Raw genomic sequence first — 25,499 nt, forward strand, 5'->3', positions numbered from 1 at the left:
CTTGAAAGCGACCTTCGTTATTGCTCTTACTCAGCATTTTTTACACCTCGGCTCACCGTTTTACTTACTAATTCGATAAAAAAGCCTGTAGACCCTGCTCCTTGCGGAACTTTGTCTACAGGCTGAGGCCAAACTCCAAAGTTCGGTCTTTTTTTATACCTATGGAATGTACACCTGATATCCACGTAAAGATTTACCATTTTATAAAAGGGGAGATATATGTTAAAATTTATAAAGAAAACGATTACATTGGTTATGGGAGTGATTGTGTTTCAAGTCTGTAAGTACCGTGTAATTATTTAACAAACTAACCATATACATAAAAGCGGTCAGAAGGTTCTTTACTGATTGTAGCCGCATTGTTGCCAAAGAGGGGGATGCCATGATTAATTTTCGGGAAGTTAACAAGTACTACGGCTCTTTTCACGTACTCCAGAATATTAATCTCGAAGTTAAGCAGGGCGAGGTAGTGGTCGTAATCGGGCCTTCCGGATCGGGGAAAAGCACGATGCTGCGCTGCATAAACCGCCTGGAAACGATTCAGAATGGCGAGCTGACGGTTGAAGGTCTGGCTGTGAATGACAAGAAAACCGATATCAATAAGCTCCGCCGGGAAATCGGAATGGTGTTCCAGCACTTTAATCTGTATCCTCACAAAAAAGTAATCGACAACATTACCCTGGCTCCTATCAAAGTCCTCGGGTTGTCCAAGAAAGAAGCGGAAGAACGTGCGATGTTCTTTCTGGAGAAGGTCGGAATTCCAGACAAGGCCCAGACTTATCCGTCTAACCTGTCCGGAGGTCAGCAGCAGCGTGTGGCGATAGCCAGAGGGCTTGCGATGAAGCCAAAGATCATGCTGTTCGACGAGCCTACCTCGGCCTTGGATCCCGAAATGATCGGCGAAGTTCTGGACGTTATGAAAGCCCTTGCACGTGAGGGGATGACTATGGTCGTCGTCACGCATGAGATGGGGTTTGCCAGAGAAGTCGCGGACCGGGTCGTCTTTATGGATCAGGGACAAATTGTGGAAGAAGCACTGCCGGAACAATTTTTCGCAAATCCGAGGGAAGAAAGAGCAAAATTGTTCTTGAGCCGCCTGTTTGCGCATTAATTGGGTAGTGGGCGATTATAAATAGGAGATTGAAAGGGGTCTTGATATGAAAAGTCGGAAATTATTTAAACTGGGGTTCATTATGCTGTCTCTGATGCTGGTTCTTGCTGCATGCGGCAAAGCAAAGGAGCCGGAAGGCGGCGGGAACGCATCGGACGCACCCGGCGGAGAGGCCAAGACCCTGGAAGCTATTAAGAAGCGCGATAAACTGGTGGTCGGTGTCAAATACGATACGAACTTATTCGGTCTGAAAGACCCGGGTACCGGTCAGGTTAACGGCTTCGATATCGATATCGCCAAAGCCATCGCCAAAAAACTGCTGGGCGACGAGAACAAAATCGAGTTGAAAGAAGTGACTTCCAAGACCCGTATTCCGATGCTGAATAAGGGAGATATCGATGCGATTATCGCGACGATGACCATCTCCGAAGAGCGCAAGAAGGAAGTGGATTTCACGGATGTTTACTTCAAGGCAGGCCAGTCTCTGCTGGTGAAGAAAGGAAGCCCGATCAAATCCATCGACGATGTGAAGGGCAAGAAGGGAATCAAAGTATTGGCGGTTAAAGGCTCCACTTCCGCGAAGAACATCCGCGAGAAAGCGCCTGATGCGCAAGTTCTTGAATTCGAGAACTACCAGGAAGCCTTCACCGCACTCAAATCCGGTAAGGGAGAAGCTTTGACGACGGATAACGCTATCCTGTTCGGGATGATGAAGCAGGACGCCAACTATGAAGTCGTTGGAGGCACGTTCACCGATGAGCCTTATGGCATCGCGATTCGCAAAGGCGATGCGGAATTCGTCAAAGCCGTCAACGATACACTGAAAGAAATGAAGGACAGCGGCGAATACGCTAAAATACACGAAAAGTGGATCGGCGAGAAACCAGCGCAGTAATCAAGGCGGGATAAGCGGTCATCCGCTTGTCCCGTTTTATTCCCTAAACAAGGGTCACATAGACGGATAGAATTGAGGTGCTGCCGGTGGACTTGAGCGTAATCGTTGAACATTGGGACAGATACATAGAAGGATTCGGCAATACCGTCTTGGTCAGCTTACTTTCACTCGTGCTCAGTTTTCTGCTCGGGTCGCTGATTGCCGTTCTCCGCATTTCGCCTATTAAGATTCTGCGGATTGTAAGTGCGGCTTATGTGGAATTCGTCAAGAACATTCCGCTGCTGTTAATCATCTTTTTCTTTTATTACGGATCATCCGAATTGGGGCTGTCGCTGGATGGGTTTACAGCAGGTACGATCGGACTCACCATTTATACATCGGCTTTTATCGCCGAAGCGATCCGTGCCGGTATCCTTGCCGTGCCCAAGGGCCAGACAGAAGCCGCGCGTTCATCAGGCCTTACCTATGGGCAGACAATGATCCATATCGTATTGCCGCAGGCGATCAAGATTGTTGTTCCCCCGCTCGGCAACCAGTTTCTGAATCTCATTAAGAATTCTTCCATTCTTGGCGTAATTGCGGGTATGGACCTGATGTATTTCGGCGATCTGATTAACTCCGATACACTCGATACCGTCAACGTATATATCGGGGTAGCGCTCTTCTACCTGGTGCTTACCGTGCCGCTCAGTTTTGGTGTGAGATATCTGGAGATACGGATGGCGCGTACTTAATGGAAGCGGGCCTATGAACAGGAACACGATTCGGTGAATGTAAAAGTGGGGTGTCGGAATGGACTTTGCTGGAGCTTATACAAGCGACCATCTTATTTATTTGCTTAAAGGCTTTCTGGTCACACTTGAAATGGCGGCCATTGCCATTGTCCTCAGTTTTGTGATCGGCAGCTTGATCGGTGTGATCCGGTATTCCAAAATCCCGGTGCTGAGTCAGCTTATGGGTGTGTGGGTCGAATTAATCCGCAATCTGCCGCTGCTGCTAATTATTTTCTTCGTTTATTTCGCGGTTCCCGAGATCACAGGCTGGAACATGAGCATCCTTACCTCGGCTATTATTTCTCTGACGATTTTCGAGTCAGCCATGATTGCGGAAATTATACGAGGGGGGCTCAATTCAATCGATAAAGGTCAAATTGAGGCTTCGCGCTCTTCAGGCTTGTCCTACGTGCAAACCTTGTGGCATATCGTCTTCCCTCAGGCTCTGCGGCGTATGGTTCCACCGATGGTCAGCCAGTTTATTTCCCTGCTCAAAGACACATCGCTTACGGTTATTATCGCGGCTCCGGAGCTGGTGCATAACGCGCAGATCATTAACGGAGCTTCACAGCAATATGTCATTCCAATATTCCTGCTTGTCGCGCTTATGTACTTCACGGTGAACTACTGTATCGCCTTATTCGCGCAGCGGTTTGAGCTTAAGCGTACCTGAGTTAATCGTAGGGATGAACCCTGCCGGATAGGCGGCTGCGGCAACTTATTGTCATTGGCGGCGCGCAAAAAAAACCGCTTCAAACGGAGGATGAAACCTCGTTTGAAGCGGTTTTTATTATGACTTCGCATTCGTAATGGAACGCTGAAATTCCTCTTTGATTTCCAAGAGAAGCTCAGGATGCGTCATGACATCATAAGCGGTAACGGCCAGCATTTTGGCCGTGAAGATCATCGCATCCAGAGCCTGCTGCCGCATAGCCCCGTCCCGGAACTCAGGCGTATGAAGCAGATGCCGTTCATCAATCACCTTCATATAAGGGTGGATGGTGGGACAATGCAGGGATACGTTGCCCAGATCCAGGGAACCGTGGTCCTTGCCGGACTGGATCTGATCTTCGGTGATTCCGAAAGCTTCCAAATTGCGGTTGAAGACGGCCGACAAAGTTTCATTCGTGTTCAGTTCATCGTAGGAATACTCATAGTTAGACGTTTGCAGCGTGCAGCCTGTCTGCAGCGCAGCTCCTTCGGCACACTTGAGCACCTTGGTGACGACTTCATCCGTATACGCCCGCGTCGAGGAGCGCACATAGAATTGTGCGACGGCATAGTCGGGAATGATATTCGCGGCCTTGCCTCCCTCGGTGATCACGCCATGAATGCGCACGTCGCTGCGCAGCTGCTGTCTAAGCGCGTTAATGGAGCTGAACAGCAGGAGTACGGCGTCCAGCGCGTTCACGCCTTCATAGGGAGAAGCGGCGGCGTGCGCGGCTTTGCCGAAGTATTCGAACTGAATCGCATCCAGCGCCAGCGATTCGCCTGAACGCTCATACGTGTAATACGGATGAGCCATTAGAGCAAAGTCCACGTCATCGAACAATCCCGCCTTGGACATCGGGACTTTGGCTCCTTTGGTCTCCTCGGCGGGCGTCCCGTACACGCGGATTACGCCTCCAATCTCATCGAGTACCGATTTGAGGCCGACGGCGGCGCCTATACTCATCATGCAGATGAGATGATGGCCGCAGGCATGGCCAAGCTCCGGCAGGGCGTCATACTCGGCCAGAAATGCCACAGTAGGGCCGGGCTTGCCCGAGTCGTATACGGCGATAAAACTCGTCGGAATATCGAGAACGCCCCGTTCGACTTGAAAACCGTGACTTTCGAGTTCCTTGGTCAGCCGGTCCGCGGCCAAATATTCTTCATGGCCAAGCTCAGGGTTCTGGCCGATATAGGTTGAAATGGACTGGAAGTCGGAAGCGTGTCCATCGATCGTTGTATAAATGAGTTCTTTCATAGTGCAGCTCCTCCGGATTTATGCGATAAAGTCTGTTGGGGTCCAGCATGGGGTAGGGAAAGCATCACATTTATTGTAATACAAACAGGCTTCAGCTACCACTCCAGCACCCTTTCGGTTACAATAAACCGGCAGGGCGGTTTTTATACATGCCTCTTCACGATTCCAATCACATAAGAAACACATATAGGGGGAACGGATATGAACAAATATGGCGCGGAACATTTGCAGGACCACCGTTTTACACTGGAATTGGGGGAAATAGAGCGCAGAGGGCTTTGGATTGACGTGCGCCTTAACCTGCAGGCGGAGCCGGGTCAAGTGCTGCCCGAGGATCTGAGCGATCCCAGCGTGTATGTCATTTGCAATCTGGAAGGAACGATCGTTCAATATATTCTTCTCGATGAAGGCTGCGATAGTGAATTTATGTTTACCCCTGCGGAAAAAGAGCAGATTGCCGCCTTTATTCGGCAACACTGCGGCGCCTCTATTAAATCTTTAAGCGGAGCTTAAAAGCTGAGACCTTTCGGGATGGAATTTAATATACTGGAGTAAACAACGCCAAGACAGGGGGAGTTCCTATGGGTGAAGCGATTCGTTACTGCGCTTTCGGAGATTCGCTCACGGTAGGCACCGGTGATAATACAGGCCGGGGCTTTACCGGACGCTATCGTGATTATGCCGAAGAGGTGCTGAAACGCCCCGTTACGCTGCGCAACGCCGGTACCAAGGGAGCCACTTCCGGCGAGCTGCTCCAGTTTCTCCGCAACGAAGGTGAGCTCAGACGCGGGCTGGGAAGCGCCGGCATCGTCACTCTTACCGCGGGCGGCAATGATCTGATCCGGGCGGCTCAGCCTTACATTGCGGGCCGCGATACGGCCGTTCTCAAGAACAGCCTGCGCGCGTACGGTTCTAATCTGCGGCAGATGGTCCGCTGGATTCAGCATTCGGCCCCTGCGGGCTCGGCGGGTCCGTTAATCATTGTGATTGGCCTGTACAATCCGATCCCGATGCTGCCCGAGGCAGAATTCTGGATTAAGCGCTTTAATTCCGCGACAGCCAAGCTGCAATCGGATTCAGTATGCTACGTCGATATTTATGACGCTTTTAAAGGGTCGGAAAACCGCCTCATCTCATCCGACTTGTTTCACCCGAATACAGAGGGGTATAAGGTCATTGGCGCACAGGTCGCCCGTTCGGTAAAGCTTCCCTCCTACTCGAATAAATGGGATTAAAAAACAGTGAAGCCTAATCGCCTCACTGTTTTTGTTTGGAATCCTTAATGGGGGACAGGCAGTACTTGAAGGACGGCAAAGAAATGACAGACACTGCCTCCGATAACAAAGGAATGCCAGATAGCATGGTGGTATGGAATACGTCTCCACAAATAGAAGACCGTCCCGATCGTGTACACGACACCGCCGGCAACCAGCCACGCAACTCCTCCTATAGAAAGGTTCTCCGCCAGAGGCTTGATGGCCAGTACAATAATCCAGCCCATGCCGATGTAGCAAATGGTAGAGAGCACGATGAATTTTTTGACGAAGAAGATCTTCAAGATAATTCCCAGGATAGCAAGTCCCCAGACGATTCCGAAAATCGTCCATCCGAGCGCTCCGCGGAGAGTGACCAGCATAAACGGGGTGTATGATCCCGCTATTAACAAATAAATCGCCGAGTGATCCATGATTTCAAAAATATCTTTCAAGCGGCCTCCCGGCGCACTATGTACAAGAGTCGAACAGAGATAGAGAACGATCAGGGAAATACCAAAAATACTGAAGCTGACGATGTGCCAGGCGTCTCCGTATCTCGTTGCTTGAATGAGCAGAAGCACAAAGGCGGCTATGCTGAGCAGGGTGCCGATACCATGTGAGACTGCGTTTGCGACTTCCTCGCGCGGTGAATATTCCATTCTAATCCTCCTTGCCTATTGAGGGGTCCTTGACCCGTACAGGTTCTTTGTTTACAAAGTTTGTTTTGAGTTGATATAGTCTTAGACGCTGCTTTGAACCGATACCCTTCAAATAAATAATCCCCACTATGATTTACCCCGTTTGCAGGAATTAAATTCGGGAATGTTAGCTCTAAAACGAAAGAGGAGGAAAACCCCCGAATACAAATCCTGTATATTTATGCACCAAAAGCGTGAAATCATTACCATACAGAGCATGAACGCAAATATCCTTGCATAAAATGTGAGTATTCGGTATACTAATTCATGTTCTTCACATTATTGACCCTACGTTAATTAAAAAAATGATCATAAAAGGAGCTTTTATCATGAAAAAATGGGGACTAACACTCATCGCACTTGTCCTTTCCCTGAGCCTCATTGCTGCTTGCGGCCAAAAGCCTGAAGCACAGCCTGGAGAAAGCGGCGGCGCCGACGCTCAGAAGAAAACAATCACACTCGGAACGAGCGCAGATTATCCGCCATATGAATTTCATAAATCCATTGACGGCAAGGATCAGATTATCGGATTTGACATTATGATTGCGCAAGAAATCGCGAAAGACATGGGCGCGGAGCTGGTTGTCCGCGATATGAAATTCGACGGTCTTCTTCCAGCCCTTCAAACCGGTAATGTGGATATGATTCTATCCGGTATGACACCGACGGAGGAACGTAAAAAGAGTGTGGATTTCTCCAAAACTTACTACACCGCAAAGCAGATGATCGTAGTTCGTGCGGAAGATAAAGAGCAGTACAAGACCATGGAAAGCTTGACCGGCAAAAGAATCGTCGTTCAGAAAGCTTCTATTCAAGAAACCGTAGCTAAAGAACAAATTAAAGATGCCAAGATTAAAACATTAAGCAAAATTACGGATATCGTTCTGGAGCTGAAGAATAAAAATGCCGACGCGGCTATTATTGAACTTCCGGTAGCGACTTCTCATGTGAACAAAGACAAGACGATCGTAATCGCTGAAGCCACTCCTTCTGTGGAAGAAGCAGGTTCCGCGGTGGCCTTTAAGAAAGGCAGCCAGGAGATGGTCGATCAGGCCAATAAAACGATTGACCGCCTCATCGCCGAGAAGAAAATCGAACAATTCGTTACGGAAGCGTCGAATCAGGTCGAAGCCGAATAACACGGTATGAAATGCAGGATCTTGCATGAGATCGGGATAGCGGAGAAACCTCCGCTATTTTCTTTTTTCAAGGGATGGTCACGGGGGTACTAGGAAGGTATAATAATCGTTGTCCATCCGCATCTAAAGGAGGAACAGGCAGCCCATGAATTTTGAATTTTTAGGTGAATATTGGCATTATTTTGTGGATGGCACGAAGGTGACGCTTCTGCTTTCTATTTTTACAGTGGTCCTGGGGGCTATTTTCGGTACCTTACTAAGCTTGATGAGACTCTCCGGCCTCACTCCCGTCCGGTTGCTGGCAACCGCATATATTGAGTTTTTTCGCGGAACTCCGATTATTATTCAAGTGTTCCTTGTTTACTATTCTTTGCCGCAGTTAATAGAAGGATTCCGTTTTCCCCCTTTTCCATTCCTGGAACAATACGGCGGGGAATTTACGGCAGCGGTCATTACACTGGCCCTGAACAGTACGGCTTATGTGGCCGAGATTATGCGTGCGGGTATCCAGTCTGTTGACAAAGGCCAGATGGAGGCGGCACGCTCCCTGGGTATGAAGCCTTGGATGTCTCTGCGCCTCATTATTATCCCGCAGGCGTTCCGTACCGTTCTTCCCGCACTCGGGAATGAGCTGATTGTGATCATCAAAGAGACTTCCATCGTATCGGTTATCGGTCTGGGTGAGCTCATGTTCAACGCGGATACGGTAAAAGGAAGTCTAAGCAAGCCGTTTGAACCTCTTATTATCGCCGCTCTAATTTACCTGGTTATCACCTTTACCCTGTCCAAGCTGGTTGGCAGACTTGAGAGGAGGTTGAAGAGATCCCATGCTTAACATCAAGAATCTACACAAACACTTCGGCAAACTGAATGTCTTGAACGGTATCGACATGGAGGTAGACAAAGGTGAAGTGGTCGTAGTCATCGGCCCGTCCGGTTCTGGCAAAAGCACGTTTCTCCGCTGCTTAAACCTGCTGGAAGTGCCGACCGACGGGGAAATTATGTTCGAAGGCATCTCGATCACGGATAAGAAAACCGACATCAATGCCGTACGCCAAAAAATGGGCATGGTGTTCCAGCAGTTTAATCTGTTCCCGCACCTGTCTGTGCAGGACAATATTACACTGGCGCCGCGCAAACTTAAAAATTATTCGGCCCAGCAGGCAAATGAAACCGCGGCCGATCTCTTGCGTAAAGTAGGTTTGTCCGAGAAGGCCAAATCGTATCCGGATCAGCTGTCCGGCGGACAGAAGCAGCGTATCGCCATAGCGCGTGCTCTGGCGATGTCTCCGGACGTGATGTTGTTCGATGAACCGACATCCGCACTCGATCCCGAAATGGTCGGGGAAGTGCTGGATGTCATGAAGAAACTTGCCAAGGACGGAATGACTATGGTTGTGGTTACGCATGAGATGGGCTTTGCCCGGGAGGTAGGCGACCGAGTTGTCTTTATGGACGGCGGGGTTATCGTTGAACAAGGTCCTCCGGCCGAAGTCTTTACGAATCCTAAGCATGAGCGCACCAGGGAGTTCTTAGGTAAAGTTTTGTAGTGTACATTTGCACGTGAGCGCAAGAAATTGTTGCAAAGAGACCAGGAGGTTGTCTAGTGGCACCCATCAAAATCTTTACTGACAGCACAAACGATTTAAATCAGAAGTATCTCGATGAGAATGAAATCGGCGTGGTCCCTTTATACGTAATTTTTGGTGAGGATTCCTACCGGGATGGTGTCGATATTACGACAGAAGAGCTTTACCGTAAGGTGGAGCAGACAGGCAAGCTGCCGAAGACGGCAGCGCCTTCACCTGCTGATTTCGACCGTGCTTTCCGTCCTTTTATCGAACAAGGTTATGATATCGTGTATATCGGCCTCTCATCTGAAATGTCTTCGACCTACCAGAATGCGAAACTGGCCGCTGAATTACTGGAAGAAGACCGCATTACGATTATTGACTCCCGGAATCTGGCAACAGGCATCGGCATACTCGTCTGCAAAGCTGTAGAAGCTGTCAAACAGGGACAATCACCGGCTGAGATCGAAGCCCTTATCTATTCATGCATTCCGCGTGTGAGTACCGAATTTATTATCGACACGCTTGATTACTTGCATAAGGGCGGCCGCTGTTCCGGGGTGCAAGCTTTTTTCGGCAGTCTGCTCAAGATCCGGCCTGTTGTACAGGTCAAGGAAGGCAAGATGATCCTGACTTCCAAAGTACGCGGCAAAAGGGAAAAAGCGCTGGAGCAATTGATTAACAATACGCTGGATTTCAAACACGCGATGGATCCGGATGTTCTGTTCGTGACGCATTCCATGGCTAGAGAAGAAGCTGAGCTTGTCCGGAAACAGCTGCTGGAACAGACGGGTGTCAAGCGGGTGGAAATCACGGAAACCGGTTGTGTGGTCTCCAGTCATTGCGGTCCTCAAACCGTCGGAATCGTATATATTAAATCTTAGAAATGAGGGTCCTCGTTGACAATCAAGATTATAACAGACGGCACTTCCGATTTGCCTAAAGAGCTGGCACAGGAACTGGACATCACGGTGGTCCCTCTGCTTGTCAGGTTCGGAGAGAAAGAAATGACATCGGATATGAGCAACAGCTTGTTCTATGAGATGATGCGCAGTGAGCCGAAGCTGCCTCAGACAGCGAGTCCTTCCCCCCATACATTTATGGAGGAATACAGCAAGGCTGGGGGAGATATTCTCGTGGTTTGTGTTTCTTCCAACTTGAGCAGCACCTATCACCACGCCACTATGGCCAAAGAGCAAATGCTTGAAGAAGGCTATACAGGAAGAATCGAAGTGCTGGATTCCCGCTCGGCTTCGCTTGGTCAGGGCATTCTGGCTGTTAAGGCTGCCAAGCTCGCGCAAGAAGGCGTACCTTTCGAAGAACTGGTCGTACAGATGCAGCATACGATAAAGAATCATCATACGTACTTCTTCCTGGATACGCTTGAGAATGTCATTAAGGGAGGACGGCTGGACCGTGTCCGCGGAGCGGTGGCATCCGTACTTAATATCAAGCTGCTTATGAAAGCAAGCGAAGAAGGCACGCTGGAGCCGTTCGAGAAAGTCCGTGGAACGCAGAACGCTCTCAAACGGCTGCTTGAAAGAGTAGGCGAGAAGGTGAGCGAGACACGCAGCGATTTCGAGAAAATCATTCTCGGCATAGCACACAGCAATTGTGAGGAACGTGCGCGTGATGTTAAGGATCAGATGCTGAAATTGTTTCCTTTCGGCACTGTCGTTATTTCGGAGATGGGTCCGGTCATCGGTACTTATGCCGGTGAAGGCGGTATTCTGATTACGTGCTGAAGCGGTGTGATTCAAATAAACAGGACATCTCAGGAGCTTCATGCTGCCGGAACTATACAGTCTGAAGCTCCGGAGATGTCCACACATAAGCCCCCGCGCTTATGTGCGAACAAAAGAAGGGAAGTCATGCCGCCGGGCAGGAACTTCCCTTCTTTTGCTGCTCAATCAGGTCTGGAGCGGAGCGGGGGCCTCCAGAGAGACGATCTCGGGGTCGTCGGTGCAGACAAGCGGAGAAGCCTCTCCGCTGTAGAGGACCCACAGTTCATGCAGGGCGCGCGTGCAGCCGACATACAGCAGTTTGGCGTCCTGTACATTGGCGCCATAGTGCTCAGCGTCTGCATCCACCAGCAGGGCCGCATCGAACTCGAGTCCTTTGGTCAAGTACACCGGCACGACCGAGATGCCTCCGGCATACTGCTTCTGATCCGCCGTAATCCGGCTGGCTTCTATGCCGAGTGCTTGGAGCGCGCCATGCAGTATGGCGGCGGCGTCTTCGGTACGCGTGATGACAGCGACCGTGTCGTAGCTTTGCTGCAGAAGGTGAGAGATCGCATCGCGCAGAAACTCTGCCCGATGCTCCTTGCCGGTCTGCAGCACTTTAACCCGCTCGCCGCTTCGGAACACCGGCTCGGCGAGCAGACCCGTTCCCACACCGGTGGTGAGAACATGGTTGGCGAACCGGATGATTTCCATGGTGGAACGGTAGCTCCGTTCCAGCTCGAAATAAGCCGTTTCGCCCTCGCCGAACAGCGAGGTGAACTCCGCCCAGTCCGTCGTTCCCCGGTAGGCATGGATGCCTTGGGACAAGTCGCCCAGAATCGTAAACGAATGCTGGCGGGTATAATTGTCCAGTACGGCGATCTGGAAAGGGGAGGCATCCTGCGCTTCATCAATGACGACATGGTCGAAGCGCTCGGCACTTTCAATGCCGTACAAGGCGGAATGAATGTAGACAAGGGCGGGCAAATCCTCTGTGCGAACCTTTTTACGCTTGAGCAGGGCTAATGTTTCCTTGACTAATGCAGGAGGAATCTGGTTGCGCTGTTCTTCTGTAAACCAGGAGACGTCTGCCTTGGGATCGAACACGTTTTTGTAAAAGGACAGCGCATCCGGCTCCGGCCAAGCTTTCAGGAACGTTTTCAAACGCTGGGCAGATTTCGTCTTGCGTTCTTTTTTCTGCTTGGCATCCCATAGTTTATCGAGCTCCATCCCCAGCCAGCGTTTGATGCGGGCGACAACCCGTTCTCTGCGTTTGGCGGGAGGAAGATGCTTGTATTCATCCGAGTACCACGTACGGATCATCTCGGAAGAAAGCCGTTTGCCGTCCCAGGGAAGAAAGTCTGCTTCGGGCAGACAGGAGCTTTCGTATTTCAGGAAGCAGTCGCCCAGCAGATTCATGAACGCTCTAGAGCCTTTCCAGCGTCCGGATACCTGGTCGTTCAATTCCGGTCTTTTGGGGCCGACAGCGAACCATACCGCACTTTCTTCACCTGGATCAGCAAGCTCGGCTGCAAGGCCCGTCAGTTCAAAAGCCCAGTCCGAGAACGTAGTCTGGCGGATATGCCCGACACCGAGTTCCGGAAGTACGCCGGATATATAATCCAGGAACATCCGGTTAGGCGCGAAAATAATCATGTTCTCCGCCTTGACCTGATCCCGGTACTGATAGAGAAGAAAAGCGAGACGGTGCAGCGCAACCGTCGTTTTGCCGCTTCCGGCAACACCTTGAATAATGAGGGCGGCATTCTTGGCGGAACGGATAATGCGGTCCTGCTCCGCCTGGATCGTAGAAACAATATCACGCAGCTTGTTGTCTTTATTCTCGCCGAGCCGGTACAGCAGGAATTCATCTCCGCCTGCACTCGACAGCAAATCGCTGTCTCTCTCAAACGTATCGACGACTCTTTGTAGAATCTGTTTGCGAATGACCAGGTTCCGCTTGAGATAAACCAGTCCCTCGACCATTCCTTCGGGAGAATCGTAAGAAGCCTTCTCCTCTCCGCCTGTAAACGAATAAAACATGCTGGCAACCGGTGCGCGCCAGTCAATAACAAGCGGTTCACCGCCTTCTTCGTCGTCGACGCCGAATTTACCTATATAAAGAGGGGCTGCTCCGTCTTTATCATCCGGATGAAAATCGAGCCGCCCGAAATATGGCTCGTCAGAAGCCTGGGATAAGGATTTGCGGCTGCTCTCACGGACAGCCTCCAGCGCCTGCTCGGTAAAATCGGGACCCCTGTAGACGGGAATCGCGCGAAGTTCCTCTAAGCGGCGGTCCACTTTTTGTAAAAGCCCGTTTAAACGGTTTTGTTCTTCCTGATAGGCACTTTGATTCTTGTCCAAAATCAGTTACCTCCTTATGGGAATCGAATTTGTAAAGCTTCACTATGTAGAATGGGCAAGCGTCCATTCATTGTACCTCTATTACGTCTTTTTTCAAACAAAGAGATTCGTCCAGACCAATGAAGATGAGAAGTAGGAATCTTCTAGAAGATAATTTTCTTGTTATTTTTGTCTGGATTCAATATTTTATAGCCTAGAAAAACAGAAATCCTTTTGATATTCATAATTTTTCGTATTGACAGCGCCTCCAAATCAACTTAATCTATACATACTATATTTTATCGCTTAGAAAAAAATTTCTAGGCGACAAAACTGGAGGCTGGTCTTTTTGAAGTGGAGAAAGCTCTTATCCGCTGCACTGAGTGCGGCACTTGTCCTTCCTGCGATAGCTATACCTGCTCCAACCGCTCATGCGGCAGATTTTGAGTATACGCCCCTTCTTGTGCAGAATCCCGGTTTCGAGGAGTCAGACGATCTGCCAATGCCCGGCTGGAACGTTACCCCTGCAATGCCTGTGGATAACCTGGAGGTCAAAGTAGCTAAGGATCGTAAATTCTCAGGGAACAACAGTGTCAAGATTGTAGACAACAACGCTAAGTCTGCTCTTGAGGTCAGCAGCTCACTTATTCCTGTGGAGGGGGGACAAGCTTACCGTTTGTCGGCTCAAATCTATGTGGAGAGCAAAAGCGTACGCGCCTATCTCCGTTTTAAGAAAGACGGGAAAGAGCTGTCCAGTGTCAACTTCCTGGCCAATACCTTGAACAGCTGGAAAGAGCTGAACCTGGAAGGAACGGCACCGGATCAAGCGGATACGGCTGAGATTGCTTTTTATATGGGCGGATCGGGAGTAGGTACCTCTGCTTATGTCGATGATATTAAGCTCCAAAAGAAGAAAACGCTTTCCCCGCTTCCTCTTCCATATGATGCGCCTGTTATGATCGGAGATGCGGTCCAGTTCGCACTCTCGCAAGCGGCTGCTTACGGTACCGGACCTGACGGATTATCCGAACAGTATGTTACCACACATGGTACCCCGGTCGGTTTTCATGTGGTAGATACGGCGACAGGGAAACTGAAATTTTCCCAGTCCATCAAAAGCTCGGCGGATACGATCTGGGGAGTTGCCCAAGGTTCAGACGGGAATATGTACTTCAGCACAGGCGGTGTCCTTTACCGCTATCTGGTTCAAGAGAAACGCATTGAAGAGCTGGGCGATAACCCGTCCAATAAGCAGGTGTTCGATCTCAAAGCCAGCAAAGACGGCAAGATTTATGGCTCCACGTATTCCGCAACGAATATGAGCCGCGTTTTTGAATATGACATCCAGAGCAGTAAGTTCCGTGATCTTGGTGTGATGAAGGAAGGACAGCAATATGCACGTGGTATTGGTGTGACCGATGATGCCCTTTATGTAGGGATTGGAACAAGCGCCCACCTGATGCGTTATGACCGCAGGACCGAGCAGATTACGGAGATAACGATTCCAGGCGTCACCGGCACGACCAAGACAATTTCGGAAGTGGATATTAACAATGGCAAGCTGTTCGCCTACAGTGGAGAGGATTTGTATGTGATTGATGAGCAGACTGGAAATTTCATCCGCACCATTACCTTTCAATCCAAGCTGTCTCCTCCGTCCCCTCACAATCCGGATCTGGTCTATTACAAGCTGAAGGGGGATCTGTACAGCTACAATATAGCCAGGGATGAAATAACGAAGATTGAAGGCATCCCGGCACTTCCCGATGATACAGCTGTAAAAAGTCATGCTTGGGTCACGCCTGCAAGCGGTAAATTTGCAGGGAAGCAGGTATTGGCCGGTATGGCGGCATTCGGTGAATCCTTCCTGTATGATCCCGTTGCGGGCGAGTACGAAGTGCATGCCGCGGATCTGCCGACATCGGCGACTTCCGTTAATGCCCTCGAGGAATCCGGCGGGTATCTGTTCATGGGCGGATATCAGCGCGGCATGAGCATCTATGATACGAAGACGGGCAAATTTGTGTATGAGAACAAACAGTTCCACCAGCCGGAGGGTATCGGATTCCTGAATGATAGGGTTTATTTCGGTACTTACAGCGGAGCGCGCATGTATCGCCTGGATATGACGAAGCCTTTGGATTACAAAGAGCTGGAATCAAGCGGAAATCCGGGTCTGGCTCTTGATATCGAAGATTATCAGGACCGGCCGTTTGCGATGACGAGTGGCGATAATAAATTGTTCATCGGAACTTTCCCGGGATATGGCCAGACAGGCGGTGCGATTACGATTCTGGAAGAAAAACAGAATCCGGACGGTTCTTTTGCCGGAGTGAACTCCGAAACTTTCCGTCATGTAGTTCCGGACCAAAGTATTTTTGGGCTGGCGTATTTAAACGGCAAAGTGTATGGGGGAACCTCCCTCAACGGGGGACTGGGGACTACCCCTCCGGTAACGAACGCGGAATTATTCGTATTTGATACAGCGACCAAGAAAGTCACTTCCAGACTTACGCCCCAAATACCAGGCCTGCAGGGCAGAACCCGGTTGATCGGTAATCTCTCGATCGGTCCGGATGGTCTTCTCTGGGGGATTATGGACAATACGAAAGATCCGGCAGGAACCGAAGACGCCGGGTATCAGGCGGCGATTTTTGCTATGAAGCCTGACACGCTGGAAATGGTTAAAAGTAAGATTGTCACAGAATCACCTTATAACACAAGTAAGTTCCGTCCTTATTATTTGCGCTGGGGGCAGGACGGGCTGCTCTATACGACGATCGGCCGTCAATTGTTCGCGATAGATCCTGCCGATATGCGCGCCCAAAAAGTTATTGACGGGACCGTTAATCTCATGACATTGGGACAAGACGGCAGCATCTACTATGTCGTCGGTACTAAGCTCTATAAGCTCCCGGTAAAAGTTGCGTCTGCTTCTGTGGAGTCTGAGTCCGCAGTTCTTGCGGCCGGCGATAAGTCTGCACTTACCGTGAAGCTTACTTATGCTAACGGCAAAGACACATCTATAGAAGGAGCCGGAAACCATTTTGTCTCCAGTAATCCGGATATAGCAACGGTCGAGGGCGGAGTAGTTACGGCTCACCAGCCAGGAACTGCGCAAATCAAAGCAGTTGTAAGTCTCGATGGGAGAATAGTAGAGGCTTCTCCTGTCACAATCACAGTAGTTGAGAATTATTTCACTCAGACGGAGTTTAACACGGACGGTACGGTAAGCGGGAATGTGTATTTCTTAGAGCCGCAGGCTGGAAGAGACGTTACAGTTGAAGCCCATTCTTCTGATGACAAGGTACTTGCTGCCCATTCGGTACAAACCGCTACTTATTCGGTATACGAGGACGGAAAATACCAATACGGTTTTAATTTCCGGCTTAACTCGGACGACAGAAAAATTCGTTTGCAGGTTAATCAGGACAGCAAGCTGTACAGCAAGTCATCTTGGCTTGATCGCAGCTCGGACGCCGGTAACGGTGGAGGGACTGGCCCCGGTGAAGGCGGAGGAACCGGTCCGGGCGGTGGCGGAGGAACCGGTCCGGGCGGTGGCGGAGGAACGGACCCTGGTGCTGGAGGCGGAACGAATCCCGGTACTGGAGGGGGAACTAATCCTGGCGACAGCGGAGGAAGCAGCCCGGGTAATGGCAATGGAACCGGTCCGGGCAGCGGCGGAGGAACGGACTCCGGTACCATGCCGGATGCATCAAAGATTTTGAAGGTAAACGACAATCAAGGTGTCACAGCGAATGATCTTAAGCAAGCGCTCGCTACTCCTGCGCCGGTTACTATCCTGGCGGAAACCGGAGCTTTGGTGCCTGCCGCCGGCTTGCAGGGAGCGGCAGCCAACCTTTTGACGATCCAAACGGATAAAGGAACCTTCGAGCTGGAGCCATCCAAGCTTCCGCTTAAGGAGTGGGCTGGCAAACTCGGAGTTTCTATCGAAGAGCTCCAGCTCCGTTTTAGTCTAACCGAGCCGGCAAAAGCTGTATCGGATGAAGCCGCCCGGGCTGCAAAGGAGAATGACATTGAATTGCAATCGCCTCTTTACGAGTATAGGTTGACACTCGAAAGCAAGGGGGCCCGGCTGGACATCACTGATTTTGCTCCACTTTATATGAAGCGGACGTTGAAGCTTAGCCGGCCGGCTGAGGTCGGCTCCGTTGCAGCGATGTACAATGCCGATAAGGAAGAGTTCCGTTTTGTTCCCGGCCATGTTGACGGTACAGAGGCTTCATTCTGGAGAACGGGGATGAGCGTTTATGCGATTATCAAGTCGGACAAGACATTTGCGGACCTTAACGGCCACTGGGCTGAGAAATCCGTTACGGATGCTGCCCGTAAACTAATCGTTAACGGCGTATTCGCGAATACGTTTGCTCCTGAAGAGAATGTAACACGCGCAGAATTCGCTGCCATGCTGAGCCGGGCGCTTGGTCTGAGCACCGGAACTGATCCCTTTCACGGCTTTACGGATCTGGCGGCAAATGCTTGGTATACCGGTGAAATTTCTTCTGCAGTCCGTGCTGGGCTCGTGGACGGCTATGAGAATGGAACCTTCCGTCCCGAGCACCCTGTGACCCGTGCCGAAGCGGCGGCGATGGCTGTCCGTGCGCTCAGCTTCACAGGGAAGACGGTCCGCCTGAACCCGGGCGAGGCCGAGCAACTGCTTCATACGTTCGCAGACGTTAGTGAAGCCGGATGGGCCCGGAATGAACTGGCGGCAGCTGTAAAAGCAAAGCTGCTGGAAGGCCGCGGTGAGGGCCGCTTGCAGCCTGCGCAAACCATCAAGAGAGCAGAAGCTGCCGTAGTCCTCCAGCGTGTGCTGGAGGGTGCAGGCTTTACAGGCAGCCTGCGTTAATCCGGTTCCTGAAACGACTTTCCGAGAGGAAGTCGTTTCTTTTTATTGACAACTTTAAGCATGGAATTGCCGTGTAGAGCATATGCACTCATTTAAGCCATGTGTCTTCCTATGTTATAATGTCGGAAAATAGAGAAAACTGTCTCCTGGGATACAGTGAATCAAGTCTGGAGTGAACTTTGATGGCCAAAGCCAAGGAATCAGGCGCTGTCCTGAGCGCTGTTCTGATTGCAGATCAAGAGGGGTCTTTCATTACAAGAGAATTAGATTTGGCAGAGCTGCAGTTCGGGGGATTGCCCGGAGACCGGCATTTCGGTGTAACGAGCCGTGCCGATGTTCGGCAGCCTATGTATCCGCGCGGAACTGAGATTATGAACCGGAGGCAGATCAGCATTGTCTCGGAAGAAGAGTGTGAGCAAATCGCTGCGGCCTTGGGTATTGAGAAAGTACTTCCTCAGTGGCTGGGGGCTAATATGGCGGTTCGCGGATTTGAGGAGCTTACACACCTTCCCGCAGGCTCACGGATTTTGTTTTCTTCTGGCGCGGGACTGATCTGTGAAGGTGAGAATGAACCGTGCGTCTTCCCCGGCAAGGTCATCGCCGAACATTCAGGCAATCCCAAACTGGCCGCGAAGTTTGTCAAAGCGGCGTGGAAGCGCCGCGGTATAGTTGCTTCTGTCGAATGTCCGGGACTTGTACAACCGGGTGAGACGATCCGGATTCTTTTCCCGCCCGCAACCTGAATAGAGCAGCAGCCGAATCAAGCTATAGTCTTCTGGAAGGGGAGAGTCCCATGCGAATTGGAATTTTGTCGGATACGCATATGAGACGAGCGGCGGGCAAACTGCCCGAAGCAGTCATACAAGGGTTAAGCGGAGTTGATCTTATTCTCCATGCCGGAGATTGGACAAGTCCCGAGGTCATCGAATGGGTGAAGGAAATCGCTCCGGTCGAATCGGTCCTTGGAAATAATGACGGTCCTGATATTGCGGAATATTTTGGAAGAACGAAGATTGTTTCCGCTGGAGGAAAGCGGATCGGCCTTGTTCATGGTGACCGCGGACCAGGCAAATCGACGGAGCAGCGAGCGCTCCTCACGTTTCGCGACGAGCAGCCGGATATTATCGTATTCGGGCATTCCCATATTCCGCACCACGAATATGTAGACGGAATTCTGCTTTTTAACCCGGGCTCTCCCTGGGATAAAAGATGGCAGCCCCGGTTCTCCTACGGCATAATCGCGATCGAAAGCGAGAAGATTGAAGCGCGGCATGTCTTTTTTGACAGCAGGGATTAAAGAAGATCATGAATGGTGGATCGAGTAAGCTCCGGGCCTGTGGACAGGTTCGGGGCTTTTCGGGCCGTGCTTGAATCATACGGGTTTATTTCCATTTGGTTATGACGAAGCCGAGGACCACAACTGTTAATCCGGCATACGTTTTCCAGGAGGGAATTTCCTTCATGAAGATGTACCCCATCAGCACACAAATAAAGATCTCTATTCCCTTTGAAATACCAAGCGAGAACGTTAAGCTGCCGGTCGTCTTATAACTAAACTTCACTCCGTAGCCGATCATCACGTTAGCTGCAAAAACGAGCGGAATCATTTTAAGCTGGAACCACAGCGTGCTCAGGAGTGCCGGGTCAATATGCTTGCTTTGATAAGAGAAAATGCTGTTAATCGTCAAAAGTCCTCCAAGCAGCAGAGCTATTCCGCCGATCAAATACATAGTGAATCTTCTCCTCTCGGGATCTGATTTAGGGTGTTTCACACTTAATGTTTCCTGCGAGCAACAATTTAAACAGAACCAAACTTATACAGTCATGTGCAAAAAATCGGGCGGAAGAAAAAGGGGATTATGAAAACGCGTTCTCGCTATATCTGTTTTTTTCCTGCTGAACAAAGACGTATCCAATATACAACATTCAGGAGGGTCAAAATCCGCATAACAGAGGGGCTCTGTTGGGCTTGGAGCGCTTCCGGGAGAGGGAGGAGCAGCATCCGTTTCCCTTGCGAAGCTTCTCCGGGGCCGATATACTGAGGAATACATGGCAAGCGTATGCCGCCGAATCGTGGTACAAAATAAGTCAATCTCCTAACAGAAATCCAGACAGATTGATAGATTGGAAGAGATAGCCTGTGAAAACTCTTGTGATAGCCGAAAAGCCGGATATGGGCCGCACGATTGCGGCTGTTATCGAGCCCCGTGCGGTGAACAAGCGGACTTATATCGAAGGAACGGACTATATCATTACGTGGGCCATCGGACATCTGATTGAGCTTGCCGAACCGGACAAATATGATGACAAATACAAAAAATGGCGGTTTGAGCATTTGCCCATTATCCCCGATGAGTTCAAGCTGCTCCCGAACCCCCGTACCAAGGACCAGCTGAAGGTCATTGCCGGGCTGGCAAAAGAGTGCGGCAGCATCGTAAACGCCTGTGATGCGGGGCGTGAAGGCCAGCATATTTTCTCGCTGATCCAGAGGCACCTGAAGCTTAGACACCCCGTCAAACGTCTGTGGATCTCCGACTTGACAGCAGAGACGATCCGGCAGGGATTCGCCCAGCTTAGGGCCGGCTCCGACTTTGATAACCTGACCAGAGCCGCCAAAGCCCGCAGCGAAGCGGACTGGATTATCGGGATGAACGGGTCACGCGCTTTTACGACCAAGCACAACGTGCTTTTATCCGTAGGCCGGGTGCAGACGCCTGTACTTGCGCTGATCTATGACCGGCAGAAGATTATCGAGGAGTTCTCGTCCCTGAAGTTCTATGAGGTAGAGGCGTTTTTTACGCAGGAGCAGACCGAATACCGCGGCGTGTGGCAGGGAGAACGGATTACGGACGGGGCCAAGGCGGAAGCCATAGCAGCGAAGGTGAAAGGTAAGACAGCGAAGATCGCTTCTTATGAAGTGAAGGATACTAAAGAATATCCGTTTAAACTGTATGACTTGACGCTGCTTCAGCGCGAATCGAATGCAAAGCTCGGTTTCTCGGCCAAAAAGACGCTGGATATCGCGCAGGCGCTGTATGAGAAGCACAAAGTCATCTCATACCCGAGAACGAACTCGAACTATGTAACGGAGCAGAACATCCCGGAGATGCACAAGACGCTAACCGCACTTCAAGGGACCTCCTACGATGAATGGGTTAAGCAGGCCAACCGCAATCTGGTTCATAAAAACAACAAAGCGATCTGCAACCCATCCAAGGTGGAGGATCACCATGCGATTCTCCCGACGGGTAAGAAAGCGGCCGGTTTATCGGGCGATGAACAAAAAGTATATGATTTGATTGTTCGGCGGTTTCTGTCTCAATTCTATCCGGCTGCCCAGTACAAAGTGCATACCGTTCTGACGGAAGCCGAGAAGGAAACGTTCAAAACGACAGTCAAAGAGCTGCTGCATCTGGGCTGGAAGGTGCTGTATCCGGATTCCAAAAAAGAGAGCAAGCGGAGCAAAGCCAAGGACGACAAGAGCAAAGAAGAAGAGGAAACGGAAGAAGAGGAAGTGAGCGAGCCCTTTTCATTGGACGCCTCAAAGCCCGCTCACTGCAAAGATTCTTCTGCCAAAGAAAAAGAAACCCAGCCGCCCAAAGCTTTTACCGAAGGCACCCTGCTTAAAGCGATGGAAAGCGCGGGTAAACAAATAGAGGATGAAGAGCTCCGGGATGCGATGAAGGATTCCGGACTCGGAACGCCTGCAACGAGAGCGGCAACTATTGAGCGGCTTAAACATGTCGGCTACGTGACGATGCAGGGCAAGCGGATCACGCTGACGCTCAAAGGAAGAACCGCTGTCGAACTGATCCGCGGGGCGGGCATTGAGCTGCTGACATCTCCCGAGATGACCGGACAGTGGGAGAGAAGACTCAATGAAATCTCACGCGGACAGGCATCGGACGAAACCTTCATGCTTAACGTGAAGAAATTCGCCTCGCTTATTGTGGACAAAGTGCGTGTACAGCACAGGGCTTCCCGCACGGCCTTCGAGAACGAGGAGCCCGCTCAGAAGTCCCCAGGCAGAGGTGCGGGCGGGAAAACCACCCGTGCCGCAAGCAAGTCGGCTCCCGGCAGAGGGAGACCTGAGGCGGCAGGAAGGGGCGCAAGAGCGTCTTCCCGTGTGGACAGTGTAGCTGCCGCCGGCGGCAGGAATGCCGCTTCAGGCGCTACGGCAGCGCGGGAGACAGGCCGCCGCTCTCCACAGACCGCGCAAAACGCTGCCAGCCAGGCAGGAACCTCCGTCAATTACGGAGGGAGACTCGCCGGTGAGCGCGGAAGCACTGCGGTCTCGGACAGTTCTGCCGCCGCAAGCGCAGACGGCGGCCGCCGGGGGCCGGAAGGTCCGCGCGTTGTCGGGGCTTGTCCGAGACAAGGCTGCGGCGGGACGATTTTTATGGGGAAGAAAGGCTATGGCTGCTCGCATTACAAGAAGGGCTGCGGCTTTGTTATATGGAAGGACAGTTTCGGACGGAGCTTGACGGATGTGCAGGTGAAATCGCTGCTGGAGAAAGGCAAAACGGCGAAGCTGAAAATCGTCCTGGAAGGCAGGGGGGAAATTTCGGCCCGGCTTGTTCTGGCTGATCCGGCTACCGGAAGGCTTGCCGCCGAGGAATAGGAGGAATCGCTATGAGTGAGCTGATTAATGACTGGAGGGAATATCTCCAGGCTGAATTCGAGAAGCCTTACTACGGCGACTTGATGCAATTTCTTGCGGAGGAATACAGGGAGCATACGATTTATCCGGAGAGAAAAGATATCTTTAACGCGCTGAATTATACACCGTTTAAGAGTGTTAAAGTCGTTATTCTGGGGCAGGATCCGTATCACGGGCCGGGACAGGCTCATGGTTTGAGCTTTTCCGTTAAACCCGGCATACCCTTGCCTCCTTCCCTGAGGAATATGTTCAAGGAGCTGCGAGAGGACCTCGGCTGTGATTTGCCTGGCAGCGGTTATTTGAAGCCATGGGCGGATCAGGGCGTGCTGCTGCTGAATACGGTCATGACTGTGCGTGCAGGTGAGGCTAACTCCCACAAAGGCAAAGGCTGGGAGACTTTTACGGATAAAGTGATCGAAACGATCAGCCTGAAGACGGACCCTGTATTATTTATTTTATGGGGCAGCCATGCCCAGTCCAAAATAAAGCTTATCGATACAAGCAGACATGGAGTTCTTCGTTCTCCTCATCCGAGTCCGCTTTCCGCGCACCGCGGATTTCTTGGCAGCCGGCCCTACTCCAAGGCGAATGCCTGGCTGGAAGAGAAGGGCTTGTCTCCGGTCGACTGGTGTCTGGAGTAATGGGATAAACGGACTGTGATATGCAGGCTTGTACTATCCGGGCTGAGATGCACGAGCAGAACAGCAGCAACAGAACAGCAACAACAGAGCAGCAACAACAGAGCAGCAACAACATAACAGCAGTAACAGAACAGCGACAACAGAACAGCAACAAAAGAACAACAACAACCAGAACAGCAACAACAGAACTGCAGCAACAGAACTACAACAACAACTTACAAGGCACCTCCTTTGAAAGCGGAGGTGCCTTTAAGCTTTTCACAGGTCAAATCAGGAAGATGGCGACCACAGTCGTAACCGCTAGACCGATTAAGACCGGTTTGAGGTTGCGGCGCGCGAGATCGAACGGATCGACGCCGCAAATAGCAGCGGCCGGGATGAGCGCCCATGGAATGAGCGTGCCGCCCCCCACCCAAATAGCGGCTACCTGGCCGAGCGCGGTAAGAGTCTCTGCCCCGGCTCCAAGGGCCGCCGAGAACAGGCGGGCGACAGAGCCGGCCAGCGAGATTCCCGAGAAACCGGAGCCGTCGAGGCCGGTAATCGCGCCGACCGCAGTCAGTGTGACAGCACTGACTGCCGGCTGCAGCGGCACAAGGTGTGCCAGCGCTAAGCCCAGGTCATTGACAATGCCCTGGGAGCCTGCCGGCAGGACGTTGCCGAACAGCTCCGGCAGCGCGGCGTCTCCGAGATAGAAGAACGCTGCGATGGGAATAACGGGACCGAATACTTTAAATCCGAAATGGAAACCGTCCACCAGATAAGAGGTGGATTTGCCGAACCCGTCCTGCCGGTGAGACAGCAACGCGACCACGAGCAGGATGAGGGCCGCCGTTCCGCCGATCAAAGCGGTTGCTTCTCCGCCCTGAAGCCGGTAAGCGTACATGGCTGTAATATCGGCTAGGAAGAGAAGCGGAATAAGAACTGCGAGTGTTCTCCGTTTCTTCACAGGAAGGAGCGGGGCTCCTTTCATGGAAGAGCCGCTGATTCCGGGAACCGCTGACTTCATGGAGCTGGCTGGCTTAAGAACACCTCGCTTGAGGTCGCTGCGCAGAAACCAGAACGCAAGCGCCGTCGTAACCGTTCCCATCACAATTACGAGGGGGATGGAGGCAGTGATAACGCTGCCGACAGGAAGGCCGGCTGCATCAGCCGTTAATTTGGGAGCCGCCTGTATGACGAAATCGCCGGAAAGTGCTATGCCGTGGCCGAAGAGATTCATGGCAACTGCAACTCCTATCGCAGGCAAACCGACGCGAATGGCAGCGGGGAGGAGGACTGCGCCGATCAATGCGACAGCAGGGGAGGGCCAGAAGAACCACGACACGACCATCATGACGATACCGATGATCCAGTAGGCGGCTCCGGGACTGCGGATGAGCCTGGTTACCGGAGAAATCATGGTATCGCTTACCCCCGATAGGGAAAGCACCTGGCTCATGCCGACAATGATTGAGATGACGAGGATCGTAGGCAGCAGTTCTTTCATGGCATAGATTAAGCTTGTGAAAATCCCCCCGACGGATTGGCTCACCGATCCGGTGGCGGCCAGACCGATGAGCAGAATACCGGCTAGACAAATCGGCGTTGTATCTTTACGGAAAATCATAAATCCGATGATAAGCGCAATAAACAGCACGTAGACACCATGCACACCCATCAGCTCTACACCCACGAGAATCCCTCCGTCATTGGGCTGATATCCTGCATTGCTACAATGTATGCATCCTTGCAGCAAAGGTTCACGCCAGCGGGGGCTAACCATATAAGGCTAAGATGCGGCTGTGCAAAGGCGTAGAAAGGGCCTTTAAAATATAAACAAACCGGTCATGAAAGCCTTGCGGGGCTTCAA

At 51.3% G+C, this 25,499-nt stretch carries 21 protein-coding genes; 16 read left to right on the plus strand and 5 right to left on the minus strand.

The genetic code is table 11. The annotated features are described in order from the left end of the window. The first annotated feature begins 382 nt into the window (after positions 1 to 382). The 4 genes from EDM21_RS23125 to EDM21_RS23140 all read left to right on the plus strand — a co-directional run bounded on the left by EDM21_RS23125 (position 383) and on the right by EDM21_RS23140 (position 3,452). Positions 383 to 1,111 carry an amino acid ABC transporter ATP-binding protein gene (locus EDM21_RS23125; RefSeq protein WP_157338745.1) on the plus strand — a complete coding sequence of 243 codons (729 nt, stop codon included), beginning with the start codon at positions 383 to 385 and terminating at the stop codon, positions 1,109 to 1,111. 46 nt (positions 1,112 to 1,157) lie between these two features. Then, positions 1,158 to 2,006, plus strand: coding sequence for an ABC transporter substrate-binding protein (locus EDM21_RS23130; RefSeq protein ID WP_157338746.1), 849 nt, complete (start codon positions 1,158 to 1,160; stop codon positions 2,004 to 2,006). A 77-nt stretch (positions 2,007 to 2,083) separates the two neighbouring features. Further along, the gene (locus EDM21_RS23135) at positions 2,084 to 2,740 is read left to right on the plus strand and encodes an ABC transporter permease subunit (RefSeq protein ID WP_166542149.1); all 657 of its coding nucleotides are present in this window, start codon (positions 2,084 to 2,086) and stop codon (positions 2,738 to 2,740) included. Positions 2,741 to 2,798: 58 nt separating this feature from the next. After that, complete coding sequence (locus EDM21_RS23140; RefSeq protein WP_068774733.1) at positions 2,799 to 3,452, plus strand: amino acid ABC transporter permease; 654 nt, start codon at positions 2,799 to 2,801, stop codon at positions 3,450 to 3,452. A 117-nt stretch (positions 3,453 to 3,569) separates the two neighbouring features. Here EDM21_RS23140 and EDM21_RS23145 read toward each other — a convergent pair whose 3' ends face one another. Then, positions 3,570 to 4,748 carry a M20 family metallopeptidase gene (locus EDM21_RS23145; protein ID WP_157338747.1) on the minus strand — a complete coding sequence of 393 codons (1,179 nt, stop codon included), beginning with the start codon at positions 4,746 to 4,748 and terminating at the stop codon, positions 3,570 to 3,572. 201 nt (positions 4,749 to 4,949) lie between these two features. Here EDM21_RS23145 and EDM21_RS23150 point away from each other — a divergent pair, with 201 nt between their 5' ends. Further along, positions 4,950 to 5,261, plus strand: a complete 312-nt coding sequence (locus EDM21_RS23150) for a hypothetical protein (RefSeq protein WP_157338748.1) — start codon at positions 4,950 to 4,952, stop codon at positions 5,259 to 5,261. A 68-nt stretch (positions 5,262 to 5,329) separates the two neighbouring features. Further along, positions 5,330 to 5,983 carry a GDSL-type esterase/lipase family protein gene (locus EDM21_RS23155; protein WP_157338749.1) on the plus strand — a complete coding sequence of 218 codons (654 nt, stop codon included), beginning with the start codon at positions 5,330 to 5,332 and terminating at the stop codon, positions 5,981 to 5,983. Positions 5,984 to 6,027: 44 nt separating this feature from the next. Here EDM21_RS23155 and trhA read toward each other — a convergent pair whose 3' ends face one another. Continuing rightward, entirely contained in the window at positions 6,028 to 6,663 is a 636-nt protein-coding gene (trhA, locus tag EDM21_RS23160; RefSeq protein ID WP_157338750.1) for a PAQR family membrane homeostasis protein TrhA, read from the minus strand. 368 nt (positions 6,664 to 7,031) lie between these two features. On the opposite strand from trhA, the gene EDM21_RS23165 reads away from it, so the two are divergent. From EDM21_RS23165 to EDM21_RS23185, 5 genes are all read left to right on the plus strand, one after another. Beyond that, a complete protein-coding gene (locus EDM21_RS23165; protein WP_157338751.1) occupies positions 7,032 to 7,841 on the plus strand; it encodes a transporter substrate-binding domain-containing protein in 810 nt (269 codons plus the stop codon). Between the two features lie 145 nt (positions 7,842 to 7,986). Then, on the plus strand, positions 7,987 to 8,676 hold the full coding sequence (locus EDM21_RS23170; RefSeq protein WP_068774739.1) for an amino acid ABC transporter permease: 690 nt from the start codon (positions 7,987 to 7,989) through the stop codon (positions 8,674 to 8,676). Further along, positions 8,669 to 9,391: an amino acid ABC transporter ATP-binding protein gene (locus tag EDM21_RS23175; protein WP_157338752.1), complete on the plus strand. Its 723-nt coding sequence runs from the start codon at positions 8,669 to 8,671 to the stop codon at positions 9,389 to 9,391. Before EDM21_RS23170 ends, EDM21_RS23175 begins: the two co-directional genes overlap by 8 nt. A gap of 56 nt (positions 9,392 to 9,447) precedes the next feature. Beyond that, complete coding sequence (locus tag EDM21_RS23180; RefSeq protein WP_166542150.1) at positions 9,448 to 10,296, plus strand: DegV family protein; 849 nt, start codon at positions 9,448 to 9,450, stop codon at positions 10,294 to 10,296. A 15-nt stretch (positions 10,297 to 10,311) separates the two neighbouring features. Then, the gene (locus tag EDM21_RS23185; RefSeq protein ID WP_157338753.1) at positions 10,312 to 11,157 is read left to right on the plus strand and encodes a DegV family protein; all 846 of its coding nucleotides are present in this window, start codon (positions 10,312 to 10,314) and stop codon (positions 11,155 to 11,157) included. Positions 11,158 to 11,322: 165 nt separating this feature from the next. On the opposite strand, the gene EDM21_RS23190 is transcribed toward EDM21_RS23185, so the two are convergent. Beyond that, positions 11,323 to 13,500 carry a HelD family protein gene (locus EDM21_RS23190; RefSeq protein ID WP_157338754.1) on the minus strand — a complete coding sequence of 726 codons (2,178 nt, stop codon included), beginning with the start codon at positions 13,498 to 13,500 and terminating at the stop codon, positions 11,323 to 11,325. Between the two features lie 328 nt (positions 13,501 to 13,828). On the opposite strand from EDM21_RS23190, the gene EDM21_RS23195 reads away from it, so the two are divergent. The 3 genes from EDM21_RS23195 (at position 13,829) to EDM21_RS23205 (ending at position 19,646) form a co-directional block, all read left to right on the plus strand. Beyond that, the gene (locus EDM21_RS23195; RefSeq protein WP_157338755.1) at positions 13,829 to 18,349 is read left to right on the plus strand and encodes an S-layer homology domain-containing protein; all 4,521 of its coding nucleotides are present in this window, start codon (positions 13,829 to 13,831) and stop codon (positions 18,347 to 18,349) included. A 182-nt stretch (positions 18,350 to 18,531) separates the two neighbouring features. After that, positions 18,532 to 19,092 carry an MOSC domain-containing protein gene (locus EDM21_RS23200; protein WP_157338756.1) on the plus strand — a complete coding sequence of 187 codons (561 nt, stop codon included), beginning with the start codon at positions 18,532 to 18,534 and terminating at the stop codon, positions 19,090 to 19,092. Between the two features lie 50 nt (positions 19,093 to 19,142). Next, positions 19,143 to 19,646, plus strand: a complete 504-nt coding sequence (locus EDM21_RS23205) for a metallophosphoesterase family protein (protein WP_157338757.1) — start codon at positions 19,143 to 19,145, stop codon at positions 19,644 to 19,646. Positions 19,647 to 19,731: 85 nt separating this feature from the next. Here the strand turns inward: EDM21_RS23205 and EDM21_RS23210 are convergent, their stop codons facing one another. Continuing rightward, the gene (locus EDM21_RS23210; protein ID WP_157338758.1) at positions 19,732 to 20,079 is read right to left on the minus strand and encodes a hypothetical protein; all 348 of its coding nucleotides are present in this window, start codon (positions 20,077 to 20,079) and stop codon (positions 19,732 to 19,734) included. Positions 20,080 to 20,489: 410 nt separating this feature from the next. Here EDM21_RS23210 and EDM21_RS23215 point away from each other — a divergent pair, with 410 nt between their 5' ends. Further along, entirely contained in the window at positions 20,490 to 22,970 is a 2,481-nt protein-coding gene (locus tag EDM21_RS23215; protein WP_166542151.1) for a DNA topoisomerase 3, read from the plus strand. 11 nt (positions 22,971 to 22,981) lie between these two features. Next, positions 22,982 to 23,650 (plus strand): uracil-DNA glycosylase, encoded by a 669-nt coding sequence (locus EDM21_RS23220; RefSeq protein ID WP_157338759.1) that lies wholly within the window; start codon positions 22,982 to 22,984, stop codon positions 23,648 to 23,650. Positions 23,651 to 23,915: 265 nt separating this feature from the next. Here the strand turns inward: EDM21_RS23220 and EDM21_RS23225 are convergent, their stop codons facing one another. After that, the gene (locus tag EDM21_RS23225) at positions 23,916 to 25,322 is read right to left on the minus strand and encodes a hypothetical protein (RefSeq protein WP_166542152.1); all 1,407 of its coding nucleotides are present in this window, start codon (positions 25,320 to 25,322) and stop codon (positions 23,916 to 23,918) included. Positions 25,323 to 25,499 lie beyond the last annotated feature (177 nt).

It is taken from the genome of Paenibacillus lutrae, assembly GCF_009757775.1.
Lineage (GTDB): Bacteria > Bacillota > Bacilli > Paenibacillales > NBRC-103111 > Paenibacillus_F > Paenibacillus_F lutrae.

Coding starts and splice junctions, on each gene's coding strand:
- EDM21_RS23125 (WP_157338745.1), top strand. CDS start 383: ATGATTAATTTTCGGGAAGTTAACAAGTACTACGGCTCTTTTCACGTA.
- EDM21_RS23130 (WP_157338746.1), top strand. CDS start 1,158: ATGAAAAGTCGGAAATTATTTAAACTGGGGTTCATTATGCTGTCTCTG.
- EDM21_RS23140 (WP_068774733.1), top strand. CDS start 2,799: ATGGACTTTGCTGGAGCTTATACAAGCGACCATCTTATTTATTTGCTT.
- EDM21_RS23145 (WP_157338747.1), bottom strand. CDS start 4,748: ATGAAAGAACTCATTTATACAACGATCGATGGACACGCTTCCGACTTC.
- EDM21_RS23150 (WP_157338748.1), top strand. CDS start 4,950: ATGAACAAATATGGCGCGGAACATTTGCAGGACCACCGTTTTACACTG.
- EDM21_RS23155 (WP_157338749.1), top strand. CDS start 5,330: ATGGGTGAAGCGATTCGTTACTGCGCTTTCGGAGATTCGCTCACGGTA.
- trhA (WP_157338750.1), bottom strand. CDS start 6,663: ATGGAATATTCACCGCGCGAGGAAGTCGCAAACGCAGTCTCACATGGT.
- EDM21_RS23165 (WP_157338751.1), top strand. CDS start 7,032: ATGAAAAAATGGGGACTAACACTCATCGCACTTGTCCTTTCCCTGAGC.
- EDM21_RS23170 (WP_068774739.1), top strand. CDS start 7,987: ATGAATTTTGAATTTTTAGGTGAATATTGGCATTATTTTGTGGATGGC.
- EDM21_RS23175 (WP_157338752.1), top strand. CDS start 8,669: ATGCTTAACATCAAGAATCTACACAAACACTTCGGCAAACTGAATGTC.
- EDM21_RS23200 (WP_157338756.1), top strand. CDS start 18,532: ATGGCCAAAGCCAAGGAATCAGGCGCTGTCCTGAGCGCTGTTCTGATT.
- EDM21_RS23205 (WP_157338757.1), top strand. CDS start 19,143: ATGCGAATTGGAATTTTGTCGGATACGCATATGAGACGAGCGGCGGGC.
- EDM21_RS23210 (WP_157338758.1), bottom strand. CDS start 20,079: ATGTATTTGATCGGCGGAATAGCTCTGCTGCTTGGAGGACTTTTGACG.
- EDM21_RS23220 (WP_157338759.1), top strand. CDS start 22,982: ATGAGTGAGCTGATTAATGACTGGAGGGAATATCTCCAGGCTGAATTC.